We start from the raw sequence: 13,243 nt of genomic DNA on the forward strand, positions 1-13,243 counted from the left end.
CGATCCTCAGGGATGGGCTCTGGACTTGACGCCGAGCCAGAGCTTCAGGCGTGTCTGGATCTCCTGCAGCGTATGCTGGTAGTTCCTGGGATCGTCGTGGAGCCGGGGATCCTGGATGTCCCAGTAGATGAGCTCCCTGGTGCGGCCTTCCCAGTCGCGGCAGTGCTGCCGGGCTTTCTCGCAGAGAATGATGACGGTATCGAACGTCTGGCCGGCGTAGGTCTCCAGCGACTTGCTCGCCAGCCCCCGGGTACTGACGTTGATCGACTCCAGCGCCTTCAGCGCGGCACGATGGGGTTCGCTGGGCTCGACACCGGCGCTGAAGGCCTCGAAACGATCTCCCGCCATGTGCCGGAGCAGGGCTTCGCCCATCAGCGATCTTGCCGAATTGGCATTGCAGAGAAATAGCACACGCTGCTTTTCCATCAACACGTCCTCATACGTTTTCAATGCTTCTCGGCGCTCGGGTTGGGCGCCGGCTCGTTGCCGAGTCGATTCCTGCCGCCGATGGGAAGATATTGCCATATACGCATATGTGCATGTCATTTTCATGACAGCGGATTGGTCAGCAGGAATGTGCGTTACAGAAATAAACACACCAAATGCTATTAGTTAACTCACATAAACTTATCTGATGGAATTAGCGCGTACGGTGTAGGGACAACGTCAGGAAGACGTGGTGCCAAGGATGGAAATTGCAGGAAGCAATATTCACAAGGACGCATGGCAGGATGCCATGGCAAGTTAGCAAGGAACCGCTACGATCTAACCCCGGCCCCTAGCGGTCGGGGTTTTTCGTTCGGTGTCGCTGAGTTTTCATTCGATGAAGCGGGTTTCCTGTCTACTGGTATGCATATCGGCAAGAGGAGATCGTCATGAACGATCTTGTTCAACGACGAGTCGGCGCGACGCTGCTGGCCGCGATCCTGTTGGGCATTGGCATGATGGCGGCGCTCGACGAGATCGTCTTTCACCAGGTGCTGGCCTGGCACCATTTCGTCGAAACCGATAACTCGGCGCTGGCGCTGGCCTCCGACGGGCTGCTGCACACGCTGGAGCTGGTGGTGCTGGTCATCGGTGCGGTGCTGATGCTGCGTCTGCACGAGACCGGCCGCCACGCCGCCGGCTATCGCGGCGCGGGATTCCTGCTGGGGATGGGCGGCTTTCAGCTGTTCGACGGCATCGTCGACCACAAGATACTGGGGCTTCACCAGGTTCGCTACGTCGACAATCTGCTGATGTATGACCTCGGCTGGAACCTGGCCGGCCTGCTGCTGCTCGCCATCGGTTACTGGCTGCTGCGCCGGGCCCGGCGGGGTGAGGCGCTGAGCCAGCGGTGAACGCCTTCACGCTGGTCTTCGGCGCACTGGCCGCACTCTACGCCTGGGGCTGGTGGCGGTCGAAGCGGCATGGTCGGGGCTGGCCGCTATGGCGGCTGGTCATCTTCGTGGGCGGCGCGCTGGCGATCATCGCGGTGATGTCGCCACTGTCGATGCAGTGGGCGCACCGGGATTTTCGCGGCCATATGGCGGTGCATCTCGTCGCGGGAATGATCGCGCCGCTGGGGCTGGTGATGGCGGCGCCGATAAGCCTGGCGCTAAAGAACGTGCCCGCGCACTGGGGCCGGCGCTGGGTCGGTTTTGTGTCGCTGGCACCCGTTCGCGTGCTGAGCCACCCCGTCACGGCGGCGTTGCTCAATGTCGGCGGCATGATGGTGCTCTACCTGACCGACCTCTACGCCACGATGCTCCATTCGCCCGGATTCGCGCTGTGGCTGCACTGGCATTTCATCATTGCCGGCTGTCTCTTCACCTGGGCCATCGCCGGGCCGGATCCGGCGCCGAAGCGCCCCGCCCTCGAATGGCGCTTCGGCGTGCTGGTGGTATCGATGGCGGCGCACGCCATGCTGTCCAAGTGGATGTACCGGTTCCATCTTCCCGCATCGATGCCGCTCGATCAGGTCCAGCAGGGCGCGGAGCTGATGTTCTATGCCGGAGAGCTGCCGGAAGCGCTGCTGGTCTATCTGCTGGCCCGCCAATGGGTGCGGTCACGCTATCGTGAAACGGCGACGGTCGCGCCCAGGACATCGACGACGCCACGATAGGCGCGCTAGCTGCCGCCTGCGTGGCGTCCCTGCGGTTTCCTTATCAAGGCTCCCTTATCGAGACTCTCTTCGCGAGGCTTCCTTCGCGAGGCTTCCTTCGCGAGGCTTCCTTCGCGAGACTTCCTCCTCAAACGTCCTTGTCCACGGGCAGTCGAACGTTGCCCGCCGACCAGACCCACTGGGTGATCTCCGGGATGTCGTCGAGATGCTCGCGGATATAGGCGTGGTGCTTCTGCAGTAGCGCCTGCAGATCCTCGATGAGCTCGGCGGCGCCTTCCCACTGGTCCGGCAGGTAGCGCAGGGCATCGAGCGCCAGATGCATGCGGCTCATCTGGTTGAGTACCGTCATGTCGAACGGCGTCGTGGTGGTGCCTTCCTCCTGATAGCCGCGAACGTGGAAACGCTCGGTCTCGGGGCGATTGTGGATCAGCTGGTGCACCACGCCGCGAAAGCCGTGGAAGGCGAAGACCACCGGCCGGTCCGCCGTGAACAGTTCGACGAAACGGTCCTGGCTGATCCCGTGCGGGTGATCCACCCGCAGCGTCATGATATCGACCACGTTGACCACGCGAACTTTCAGCGCGGGCAGGTAGGTACGCAGGATATCCGCCGCTGCCAGGGTCTCCTGCGTGGCGGTGTCGCCGGCGCAGGCCATCACGATATCCGGTGCTTCGTCTCCGCTGTTGCTGGCCCACTCCCAGATGCCGAGACCTTCGCGGCAGTGCTCGCGGGCTTCGTCCATCGTCAGGTACTGCAGCTGGGGATGCTTGTCGATCACGATGGCGTTGAGATGATCGACGCTGTCGAAGCAGTGCTGGGCGGTCGCCAGCAGCGTGTTGGCATCCGGCGGCAGATAGATCCTTACCACCTGCGGCTGTTTGCTCAGCAGCGTGTCGATGAATCCCGGCCCCTGATGGCTGAAGCCGTTATGGTCGTTGCGCCAGCAGGTAGAGGTCAGCAGATAGTTCATCGACGGGATCGAGGCGCGCCAGTCGACGTTGCGGGCGTGCTCCAGCCATTTGGCATGCTGGATCGCCATGGAATCGATGATCGAGACGAAAGCCTCGTAACTGGCGAACAGGCCGTGGCGGCCGGTCAGCACGTAGCCTTCCAGCCAACCGTTGCAGTTGTGTTCGCTCAACACCTCGAGCATGCGACCGTCCATGGAGAGCTGTTCGTCGTATTCCTCGAATGGCCCCATGAAACAGCGATCGGTGACGTCCAGCACCGCGCCGAGCCGGTTGGACTTGATCTCGTCGGGGCAGAACAGCCGGAAGTTGTGCGGGTTGTCGACGTAGATATCGCGCATGAACTGGCCAAGGCGCTCGGTGGAGCCGTGGAGCTCGCGGCCGCGCTGCGCCTCGTCGAACTCGACGGCGTAGCTCTCGAGCGGCCGGTACGCGAGCGGCTGGCGCAGCTTGCCGCCGTTGGCGTGCGGGTTGGCGCCCATGCGCCGTTCGCCGACAGGGCACAAGGCGGTGATGGATTCCCGGGGCGCGCCCTGCTCGTCGAACAGCTCCGCCGGCTGATAGGACTGCATCCAGCTTTCGAGCTGCTGCAGTCGCTCGGGATGGTCCTTCAGGCCGCTCATCGGCACCTGGTGGGCGCGAAACGTCCCTTCCACCGGCAGTTCGTCGACGGACTTCGGCCCGGTCCAGCCTTTTGGGGTGCGCAGCACGATCATCGGCCAGACCGGCCGGCGGTCGATACCTTCCTGTCGCGCATGCTGCTGAATCTCGTGGATCCGGTCGAGGGCGCTGGTCAGTGCCGCCGCGAAGTCGCGATGGACGGCATCGGGCTCGTCGCCCGCGACGAAGAGCGGCGCGTAGCCGTGGCCGCGGAAGTAGTGCTCCAGCTCCTCGTCGCTCTTGCGCGCCAGCACCGTCGCCGAGCCGATCTTGTAGCCGTTGAGGTGCAGGATCGGCAGCACCGCGCCGTCCCGGGTCGGGTTGAGATAGTTGACGCCTTTCCAGGAGCCTTCCAGCGGGCCGGTTTCCGCCTCGCCGTCACCCACCACCGCGGCCGCGACGAGATCGGGGTTGTCGAACACGGCACCGAAGGCGTGGGTCAGCACGTAGCCCAGCTCGCCGCCTTCGTGGATCGAGCCCGGCGTGGGCACGCTGACATGGCTGGGCACGCCGCCGGGCGTCGAGAACTGGCGGAACAGGCGCTGCATGCCTTCCGCGTTGCGCGGCACATGACCGAAATGCTCGCTGTAGCTGTTCTCCAGCCACAGGTTGGCGAGCAGCGCCGGGCCGCCGTGGCCGGGGCCCGTCAGATAGATCACGTCGAGATCGCGGCGCTGGATCTGTGCGTTGAGATGGGCGTAGATCAGATTGAGCCCCGGCACCGTGCCCCAGTGGCCGAGCAGGCGCGGCTTGATGTGATCGAGCGTCAGCGGCGTTTCGAGCAGCGGGTTGCCGGTGAGATAGATCTGGCCGACGGCGAGATAGTTGGCCGCCCGCCACCAGTGATCGATCCGCTTAAGCAACTCCTCGTCCTTGTCGACCGGAAGCCGGGGCGTCGTCGTGGATTGGCTCATGGAAGGGGACATGAAGGCACTCCTGGATAATGGTGGCGTGAACGAAAGAGGTCGGATGCCAATGGCTGGTGGCTTGATGGTTCGGGCAGATTTCTAGGCGCGATGGTCCTGATCCTGATCCGGCTTCGGGGCCGACTCGCTGGCGTCGCCCCGCGTGCGTAACCGGTAAAGCTGCCAGGTGTGCCGGGCGATCATCGTCTCCTCGTCGGTGGGGATGACGTGAGCGGCGACTGCGCTATCCGGCGTCGAAATGCGCCCTGGCTCGGCGGCCCGGTTTGCGGTGTCGTCCAGCGCCACCGACCACAGCGGGGCCAGCCGCTCGATGACGGCCTGGCGAATCGGCGCCGCGTGTTCGCCGATGCCGGCGGTAAAGACGATCCCATCGACACCGCCCAGGCTCACCGCCATGCGCCCCATCTCCTGGGCGACGCGATAGACGAAGAAGTCCACCGCCAACCGTGCCCGGGGCGAATCGCTCTCCAGCAGTGTCTGCATGTCGCTGTCAATACCGGAAAGCCCGAGCAGCCCGGCATCGTGATAGAGCAGCGTCTGCAGCTTCTCGCTCGAATAGCCGAGTTCATGCTCGAGATAGAGCACCAGCCCCGGATCGAGGGCGCCCGAGCGCGTCCCCATCGGCAGCCCGTCCAGCGCCGTGAAGCTCATCGTGGTATCGACGCTCCTGCCGGCCTGCAGTGCGCAGAGACTGGCACCGTTGCCCAGGTGGGCGACGATGGTACGGCCCTCGGCCAGACGTCGGTCGACATCGGGCAATCGGCCCGCGATGTATTCGTAGGAGAGCCCGTGAAAGCCGAAGCGGCGGATGCCCTGCTCGAAGAAGCGATAGGGGAGTCCGGTCAACCGGGCGACGCAGGGCATCCCGAGATGGAAGCTGGTATCGAAGCAGGCGACCTGCAACGTCTCGGGGGCGAAACGGCTGACGGCATCGATACCTTCCAGATGATGCGGCTGATGCAGCGGCGCCATCGGGACCAGTGACGCGATACTTTCGCGGGTGGCGTCGTCGATGGCCGTCGGCATGGAAAAGAGGTCGCCGCCATGGACGATGCGATGGCCGACCGCGGCCAGTTCCAGCTTGCCGAATCGTGCATCCAGCGCTTCGCGCAATCGCGCGTAGGCGCTGTCATGATCCGGCAGCTCGTGATCATTTGGCGTCTCGTCGAGGAAAACGCTGCCATCGGCCAGCTTTCCGAACAGATGCGGCGAATCGCCGATCTCCTCAACCTGGGCCTTGGCGATGAGTTCGGGCGAGGTCGTATCGTCGGTGCGATAGAGCGAAAGCTTGATACTGGAGGAACCGGCATTGAGGGCGATGATATAGGCGGATGACGCGGCCATGAGGTCTTGTCCTGTTGCTGACTATGGCGACTGGCTGGCTATTGCGACTTGCTGACTATAGCGGCGAGCGGGCCATAGCGACTCACCGACGATAGTGGAGAACGGAGGGCGCGAGCGAGCCACGACGCACCGATATCAAGGTGGTCGACCCGGGCCGCCCCTTCAAATGACGACTGGCCCCGATGAATTCGGGACCAGTCTCGTTCAGGGACCGACACGTCGATGAATGCGGCATGCCTCAGCGAGGCGTGTCGGTCGCGACACGCGTCACGCTCGCCTCGCCGGGTTACAGCTGCTCTTTCTGAGCGCCGGAATTCTTCCTGGCCTTGCCCAGCGACGGCGCCTGGCCTTCGGGTTCGGGCGCCTGGCGCGTCGTGTACTCGGCCCTGCCATCCAGCGACGGCCCCTGATTCCAGCGGCCCATCGGCGCTTCCTTGTCCATCAGCGTATTGAGGTAGTAGTACGAATGTTCCATTGCCTCGTGAGCCTCCGGCGTCGAGTTGGGAATCGGCAACTGCTTCTCGAATCCGCCCAGTTCCTCGACTACCGCGAGCCACTGCTGCTGGTGGTAGGTATCGCGAGCGATCAGGAACGACAGGAAATCCTTCATGCCTTTATCGCTGGTCCAGTTGTACAGCCGCGAGGCCAGCACGCGACCGCTGGATTCCGCGGCCACGTTGGCCATCATGTCCGCCGCTACGTTGCCGGTCGCATAGATATGGCTCATGTCGAACGGCACGCCGTTGGCATTGACCGGCATGGCGGAAAGGCCGGAAGAAAGCAGGTGGCGAGGATTGGCGCCGCCGAGGATGGCATTGATGATCGGATCCTTGGCCGATTCCTCCTGATAGGAGACGGGCGCGCCTTCCAGGTTCAGGGCGACGGCATGGCCGAGCATTTCGATGTGAGCCAGCTCTTCGGTGGCCGTGGACATCAGCAGATCGCGAATGCGATCGTCACCGCGGGCCCCCATGGCTTGAAAGAAGTACTGCATGGCGACCCGAATCTCACCTTCGACACCGCCGATTGCCTGCTGCAGCAGCATGGCAAACTGGGGGTCGGGCTGATCGACCTTGACCGGGTACTGAAGTTTGGATGAATGATGGAACATGGTTTTTCTCCGGGAACGAGGTAGCGAAGCTATCCGATGGGTTCAGGAAGCGGTTGCCATCAAAAATAGCCGATGCCTATCAGAAGCTAGTTGCCATGAATAACAGCGCTACTGATCCAGGTTAAAAAGGCCTGTTTATTAGGTTTTTATTTGTATCCTCTATCGGCCATCAGGCCAGAATGTCATCCGAAGCCGCGTTTCCAGTTTCTCCTCTCGAGATCTTTTTCCCCATTTTTTGTAAAGCAATAATTACCTTCGGTTAATAACGGCATGGCTTTTAACTGGCGATAATTGTTGATGCTTTTACTTTTCATGAGTGCAACCGTTAGCGCCACTCTGAGTCGGATAATCATCGATATGGCACGTCAAAGGTAGCAATGAATCATGGAATGGTTATCGAACCATAGTTCCGCTATCAATGCGGTGACTGGCTTTTTCACGCTTCTGGTATGGCTGTTTTACGCGCAACTGCTCTATCTGAATTTCAGAAGGCAGCGGCAACCCAAGATCATCATCAATCGCGGCGGCGGAAAGACGCTGCAGGCCCGTTGTGTCGTCAGCAACATGAGTCCGGAAGCGATCTTCATCGAACATATCTTCGCCATCCTGCACACGGACAAGGGCAATTACGCTATCAGCATGATCGATATGGAAGATGCCGAAAAACCGAAGTCGTCCCAGCTGGCGGAGACGACACGACAGGGGCCGATGATGCCCGGCAGTTTCAACGATATCGGCACCTTCGAAGGCATCATCCAGAAAGTGCAGACCTACCACGGCATCGCCGACGACGAGATCGTCCTCCAAGCGATCGAGCTGCGTTTCATCGCCGTATACGGCAGTGAGGACGCGCCGGTCGGTGCGCTCAGAACGTTCGAACTGAGCGAGGACGAAAACGGGTGTTACCTGACCCCGACCTCCCACGATACCCGCCGCTACGCGTCCCATTGGCGCCGACACAAGGTGCGTCAATGGATTCGCGAGATGAACGACTAACTAGTCGCACGACCAACTGGATTAACGATCAGGAGCCGCGTGGTGGCCAGGGATCAGCGCTGGATGACCTGAATCAATGATCTGACGTGCCGATTGGCGTCGACTACGCTGAAGTCTCCATCGGCAGATTATCGTTTCCATTCGCCAGGCTATCGTTCCATTCGCCAGGCTATCGTGAGGGAGCAACGGATGGCTGACCTCGAGACCTATCGCAACAAGCGAGACTTCTCGCGCTCGCCGGAACCTCGCGGCAAACGCGGCAGGAAGCGGTCGCGGTCGAGTTTCGTGATCCACAAGCACGACGCCAGCCGGCTGCACTACGACCTGCGACTGGAAGAGGATGGCGTGCTGCGCAGCTGGGCGCTGCCCAAGGGGCCGAGCCTCGAGCCGGGAGAGAAGCATCTGGCGGTGCAGGTCGAGGATCATCCGCTCGACTACGGCGATTTCGAAGGCGTGATCCCCGAGGGTTACGGCGCCGGCACGGTGATGATCTGGGATCGCGGCGAGTGGCGCGTCAATGGCAAGCACGACGACGGCCAGATCGATTTCGAACTCGACGGCGACAAGCTCAAGGGCGCCTGGACGCTCAAGCGCATGCGCGGTCGAAGTGGCGACGGCCAGCAGGGAAGCGGCAGGCAGTGGCTGATGATCAAGCGCCACGACGACGGCGATGCCCACGTGCCCGACAGCCTGGATGACGTCAGCGTCGCCTCGAATCGGCGCATGGCGGAGATCGCCGAAGGGAAGCCCGAATCCGCCTCTGCGAAGTCCGAATCCTCGTCATCAGCAACCTCGTCATCAACAAGCTCGGCTTCGAAATCCTCGTCGACGAAGTCCTCGTCGTCCCAATCCTCATCATCAACAACCTCATCGAAAAGCGGCGGCAAACACTCGAGCAGTAGCCGCAAGGCCAGTGCCATCAAGATCGATCCCGATCAGATCGACGGTGCACGCCAGGCGAGCTTTCCGGCCCAGCCCAAGGCGCAGCTGGCCACGCTGGTCGACGAGGCGCCGGCCGGTGACGACTGGTTCCACGAGATCAAGTTCGATGGCTACCGCATTCTGGCGCGGCTCGACGGCGGCAAGGTGCGCCTGCTGACCCGCAACGGCCATGACTGGCGCGACCGCTTTCCCGAGATTGCCGAGGCGATCGAAGCCCTGCCGCTGGACAAGGCGCTGTTCGATGGCGAGGTCGTGGCGCTGCGACGCGACGGCGTCAGCGACTTCCGGCGTCTGCAGGGCGCGCTGAGCGAAGAGAAGACCGCCGGACTGGTCTATCAGATATTCGATCTGCGCTATCTCGACGGCCTCGGGTTCGAGGGCGTGACACTCGACGACGCGGCCCTGCGAGATCGCAAGGCGGTGCTGACTCAGGTCTGCGAAGCTGTGGGGATCGGCAACGGCGGCATGCTGCGCTATACCGATCACATCGAAGGGCAGGGCGAGGCGTTCTACGAACAGGCGAGCCGCCAGGGTCTGGAGGGGATCGTCTCCAAGCGCGCCGACGCCCCTTATCGCGGCCGCCGCAATCGGGACTGGCTGAAGACCAAGACCGAGCGTCAGGCGGAGTTCGTGGTCGGCGGCTATACCGATCCCCAGGGATCGCGCAGCGGCTTCGGTTCGCTGCTGATCGGCGCCTACGACGACGCGGGCAAACTGCGCTACTGCGGGCGGGTCGGGGCGGGGTTTTCCCACGCCCAGCTCGCCGAGTGGCAGCGCGACCTGGCCCGCTCGCCGCGCAAGACCTCGCCCTTCGTCGAGCGTGACATTCCCGATCTGGCCAGCAGCCACTGGGTCACGCCGAAGCGCGTGATCGATGTCAACTTCAGCGAATGGACCAACGACGGGCGCCTGCGCCACCCGCGCTTTCGTGGCGTGCGCGAGGACCGCGATCCCAGGGACATTCGATTGAGCCAGCAGCAAGCCTCGGGGGCGACCATGACGAAACAGGCCAACGACAATCGTTCATCCGCAAAGACGAGCGGCAGCGCCGCAAAGACGGACGGCTCCGCAAAGGCGAGCGGCAGCGGTGACGTCAGGATCGAAGGCATTCGGCTGACGCATCCGGATCGGGTGCTGTTCGAAGAGGAAGGGATCACCAAGCGGGCGCTCGCCGAATTCTATGCCGAGCAGGCCGGCTGGATCCTGCCCGGTCTCGCCCAGCGGCCGTTGACGCTGCTGCGCTGCCCCGGCGGTGTTGGCAAGGAGTGTTTCGTCCAGAAGCACCCCAGCGAGACCATGCCGGACGACCTGCCGAGCGTGGCCATCGCCGAGAAGTCCGGCAAGCATGACTATCTCTATGTCCGCAGCGCGGCCGATCTGGTGGCGCTGGTCCAGATGGGAACCATCGAATTCCACCTCTGGAACAGTCGCGTCGACGACCTCGAACGCCCCGACCAGCTGGTGTTCGATCTCGATCCCGCGCCGGACTGCAAGTGGCAGGCGGTCATCGATGTCGCCGGCGAGCTGCGTCAGGCCCTGGCCGAGCTCGATCTCGTCGCGTTCCTGCGCACCACCGGCGGCAAGGGGCTGCATCTGGTGGTCCCGCTCAAGCCGCACGCCGATTGGGACACCGCCAAGGCGTTCGCCGAGGCGGTCTGCGAGCGCTGCGCCGATCGCCATCCCGATCAATTGACGCTCAACATGTCCAAGCAGGCCCGGCGCGGCAAGGTATTCCTCGACTACTTGCGCAACGGCCGGGGCGCCACGGCGGTGGCTTCCTATTCGGTCCGCGCCAGGCCCGGCGCGCCGGTCGCCACGCCGATCCGCTGGGATGAGCTCGGGCCGAAACTCAAGGCCGATCGATACACGCTGACCAACCTGCCGCGTCGGCTGGCCTCGCTCGAGCAGGACCCCTGGGCCGGGTTCGATGACGCCCGCCAACGGCTGACCAAGCAGCGCTGCCGCGATGCCGGAATGGAGGTCTGAATGTCTGACGGGAGGATGGTCGGAATGAGTGAGGAAACAGAACGATGAGCGCTCGCGCAGTCTGGAAAGGTGTCATCGGTTTCGGCGGAGAGCGGGTGCCGGTGAAGCTCTATACGGCGGTCAGCGACCGCAACGTCCATTTTCGGCTGCTCGACCGGCGTCGGCATCGCCCCGTGCATCAGGCGATGATCGAGCCGCAGAGCGGCAGGATGGTATCGCGGGACGACCGGCACAAGGCGGTCATCGACAAGCAGGATCGCATCCTGTTCGACGAGGAGGAGCTGGACGAGCTGGCGCCGGCGCCCTCGCGGGAGATCGAGGTGATGCACTTTCTCCCCGAGGGGGTCATCGACAACCAGTGGTACCAGCGCCCCTATTTTCTCGGGCCGGATGGCGACGAAGACACGTTCGACGCCTTCGCCGCCGCACTTGCCGATAGCGGTCGGGAAGGGCTGGTCCACTGGGTGATGCGGCACAAGGCTTACGTCGGCGCGCTGCGCGACCACGACGGCCATCCGGTGTTGATCACCTTGCGTCATCTCGACGAGGTCGTCGATGCCGATGCGCTGGATCCGCCCGGCGGCGGCAAGCTGAACGACAGCGAAGTGAAGATGGCGACCGACCTAGTCGAGATGTATGCCGCCGATTTCGAGCCGGAAACCTATCAGGACGAATACCGCCAGCGGCTGGAGGCGCTGGTGGAGACCAAGCGCAGCGGCAAGCGAGTCAAGGTCAAGCGACGCCGTCGGCAGGAACCCACCGACGATATCGCCTCGTCACTCAAGGCCAGTCTGGCCCGGGAGCGCAAGCGTGCCTAAGTCGGAAACGTCGAAGTCGAAAACAACGAAGCCGAAAACATCGAAGTCGGACAAGCAGCAGCACCACGACAGCGGCTTTCGTGGGCCGCGGCCGTTCTGGTCCGGCACCATCGCCTTCGGGCTGGTCAATCTCCCGGTCGGTCTCTATCCCGCCCAGCATGCCCGGGACGTCATACTGAAAGAGGTCGATGACAAAGGCAGGCCGCTGTCCCGGCGTTTCTTCAGCGAGACCGGGCGCAAGCCGCTCAAGTCGAGCGAGCTGGCGCGGGGCGTCGAGGTCGACGAGGACCGTTACGTGGTCGTCGAAGACCAGGAGATCGAGGATGCCACGCTCGAACATCGGCGCGAGATCGAACTGAGCCGGTTTGTCTCGCTGGACGAGCTCGATCCGCTCTACTTCCGGCGCGCCTACTTCCTGGTGCCGGACTCTCGTTCGGGCAACGGCAGTGGGGCGCTCAAGCCCTATCGGCTGCTGGCCGCGGCGATGGAAAACGCCAACCGGGCGGGCATTGCCACGCTGGTGATGCGTGGGCGGGAGGTGCTGGTGGCGATTGTGGCCGAGAACGGCATCCTGCGAGCGGAGGCGCTGCGCTTTCATGACGAATTGCGCACGCCGCAGAGCCTCGGCCTGGACGCGCCGGGCGAGCCGGATGCGACACGCCAGCGGCAGATGCAGCGCGCCATGGACAAGCTCGAGGCGAAGCGCTTCGATCCCGATGAACTGATCGATCCGCATATCGAGGCGCTCAAGAAGCGGGTCCGTCAAAAGCGCCGTCGCCACGAGGATATCGTGCCGGTCGAATCCTCCCGCGCGGCGGCGGACGATGACGACGAGCAGGAAGGCGCCGAGGTCATCGATCTGATGCAGGTGCTCAAGCGCAGCCTCAAGCGCGGCCGGGTCGAGCCCTCACGCCAGCAGACGAATGGCCGCAAGGAGACGAGTGGCCGCAAGGGCAAGTCGCGGGACGAGGACTCGTCGACAAGCGAAGACAGGTCTCGGAAAACGAAAGGCCGGACCGAGAAGCCTCGCAAGTCAGGAGGCGAGCGGGCGAAGCCATCCGGCAACCGCAACAAGAAATCGACGAAAGCCGAACTCTCCTCGCTCACCCGTGAAGCGCTCTACGAGCTGGCGCAGCAGCGCGACATCGCCGGGCGAAGCGGCATGAGCAAGGCGGAATTGATCGACGCGATAGGCCGCCAGCGCTGAAGCGAGGCGGTGGCACTACCTGACATTGCTTTTCCATCCGGCTATTCGGATATCCATCCATTCAGCAGTTCGGCTCTTCAGCCATTCAGCTCTTCAGCCAGCGCGACTCGGCGAAGGCAGGGATATCGCCGAAGGCCGGTAATTATACGGCGCTCGGTTTTGTAGGATAAAAGTACCAGAA

10 protein-coding genes are annotated in these 13,243 nt (G+C 63.1%); 6 read left to right on the forward strand and 4 right to left on the reverse strand.

Annotated features, from left to right (window positions below; all coding sequences use genetic code 11):
- Positions 1-6: 6 nt before the first annotated feature.
- Positions 7-426 carry an arsenate reductase ArsC gene (locus DOM32_RS09465; protein ID WP_110633768.1) on the reverse strand — a complete coding sequence of 140 codons (420 nt, stop codon included), beginning with the start codon at positions 424-426 and terminating at the stop codon, positions 7-9.
- 449 nt (positions 427-875) lie between these two features.
- Between DOM32_RS09465 and DOM32_RS09470 the strand changes: the two genes are divergently transcribed.
- On the forward strand, positions 876-1,340 hold the full coding sequence (locus DOM32_RS09470; RefSeq protein ID WP_071231955.1) for a DUF2243 domain-containing protein: 465 nt from the start codon (positions 876-878) through the stop codon (positions 1,338-1,340).
- Complete coding sequence (locus tag DOM32_RS09475) at positions 1,337-2,104, forward strand: cytochrome c oxidase assembly protein (protein ID WP_110633771.1); 768 nt, start codon at positions 1,337-1,339, stop codon at positions 2,102-2,104. Before DOM32_RS09470 ends, DOM32_RS09475 begins: the two co-directional genes overlap by 4 nt.
- Before the next feature lie 127 nt (positions 2,105-2,231).
- On the opposite strand, the gene DOM32_RS09480 is transcribed toward DOM32_RS09475, so the two are convergent.
- The 3 genes from DOM32_RS09480 to DOM32_RS09490 all read right to left on the reverse strand — a co-directional run bounded on the left by DOM32_RS09480 (position 2,232) and on the right by DOM32_RS09490 (position 7,113).
- Positions 2,232-4,658, reverse strand: a complete 2,427-nt coding sequence (locus tag DOM32_RS09480; RefSeq protein ID WP_244179871.1) for a phosphoketolase family protein — start codon at positions 4,656-4,658, stop codon at positions 2,232-2,234.
- Positions 4,659-4,739: 81 nt separating this feature from the next.
- Positions 4,740-6,002, reverse strand: coding sequence for an acetate/propionate family kinase (locus DOM32_RS09485; protein WP_110633776.1), 1,263 nt, complete (start codon positions 6,000-6,002; stop codon positions 4,740-4,742).
- Between the two features lie 286 nt (positions 6,003-6,288).
- On the reverse strand, positions 6,289-7,113 hold the full coding sequence (locus DOM32_RS09490; protein WP_110633779.1) for a manganese catalase family protein: 825 nt from the start codon (positions 7,111-7,113) through the stop codon (positions 6,289-6,291).
- A 384-nt stretch (positions 7,114-7,497) separates the two neighbouring features.
- Between DOM32_RS09490 and DOM32_RS09495 the strand changes: the two genes are divergently transcribed.
- The 4 genes from DOM32_RS09495 to ku (DOM32_RS09510) all read left to right on the forward strand — a co-directional run bounded on the left by DOM32_RS09495 (position 7,498) and on the right by ku (DOM32_RS09510) (position 13,062).
- A complete protein-coding gene (locus DOM32_RS09495) occupies positions 7,498-8,109 on the forward strand; it encodes a hypothetical protein (RefSeq protein ID WP_071232665.1) in 612 nt (203 codons plus the stop codon).
- A 189-nt stretch (positions 8,110-8,298) separates the two neighbouring features.
- Positions 8,299-11,037 carry a DNA ligase D gene (gene ligD, locus DOM32_RS09500; RefSeq protein WP_110633782.1) on the forward strand — a complete coding sequence of 913 codons (2,739 nt, stop codon included), beginning with the start codon at positions 8,299-8,301 and terminating at the stop codon, positions 11,035-11,037.
- Between the two features lie 44 nt (positions 11,038-11,081).
- Entirely contained in the window at positions 11,082-11,855 is a 774-nt protein-coding gene (ku, locus tag DOM32_RS09505; RefSeq protein WP_110633785.1) for a non-homologous end joining protein Ku, read from the forward strand.
- Entirely contained in the window at positions 11,848-13,062 is a 1,215-nt protein-coding gene (ku, locus tag DOM32_RS09510) for a non-homologous end joining protein Ku (protein WP_157957061.1), read from the forward strand. The genes ku (DOM32_RS09505) and ku (DOM32_RS09510) overlap by 8 nt, the downstream gene beginning before the upstream one ends.
- Positions 13,063-13,243: the final 181 nt, after the last annotated feature.

Source organism: Salinicola salarius, from assembly GCF_003206135.1.
Lineage (GTDB): Bacteria > Pseudomonadota > Gammaproteobacteria > Pseudomonadales > Halomonadaceae > Salinicola > Salinicola salarius.

Bases quoted from the DNA above. Each gene is read 5' to 3' on its own strand.
- DOM32_RS09465 (WP_110633768.1), bottom strand. From the start codon at position 426: ATGGAAAAGCAGCGTGTGCTATTTCTCTGCAATGCCAATTCGGCAAGA.
- DOM32_RS09470 (WP_071231955.1), top strand. From the start codon at position 876: ATGAACGATCTTGTTCAACGACGAGTCGGCGCGACGCTGCTGGCCGCG.
- DOM32_RS09480 (WP_244179871.1), bottom strand. From the start codon at position 4,658: ATGTCCCCTTCCATGAGCCAATCCACGACGACGCCCCGGCTTCCGGTC.
- DOM32_RS09485 (WP_110633776.1), bottom strand. From the start codon at position 6,002: ATGGCCGCGTCATCCGCCTATATCATCGCCCTCAATGCCGGTTCCTCC.
- DOM32_RS09490 (WP_110633779.1), bottom strand. From the start codon at position 7,113: ATGTTCCATCATTCATCCAAACTTCAGTACCCGGTCAAGGTCGATCAG.
- DOM32_RS09495 (WP_071232665.1), top strand. From the start codon at position 7,498: ATGGAATGGTTATCGAACCATAGTTCCGCTATCAATGCGGTGACTGGC.
- ligD (WP_110633782.1), top strand. From the start codon at position 8,299: ATGGCTGACCTCGAGACCTATCGCAACAAGCGAGACTTCTCGCGCTCG.
- ku (WP_110633785.1), top strand. From the start codon at position 11,082: ATGAGCGCTCGCGCAGTCTGGAAAGGTGTCATCGGTTTCGGCGGAGAG.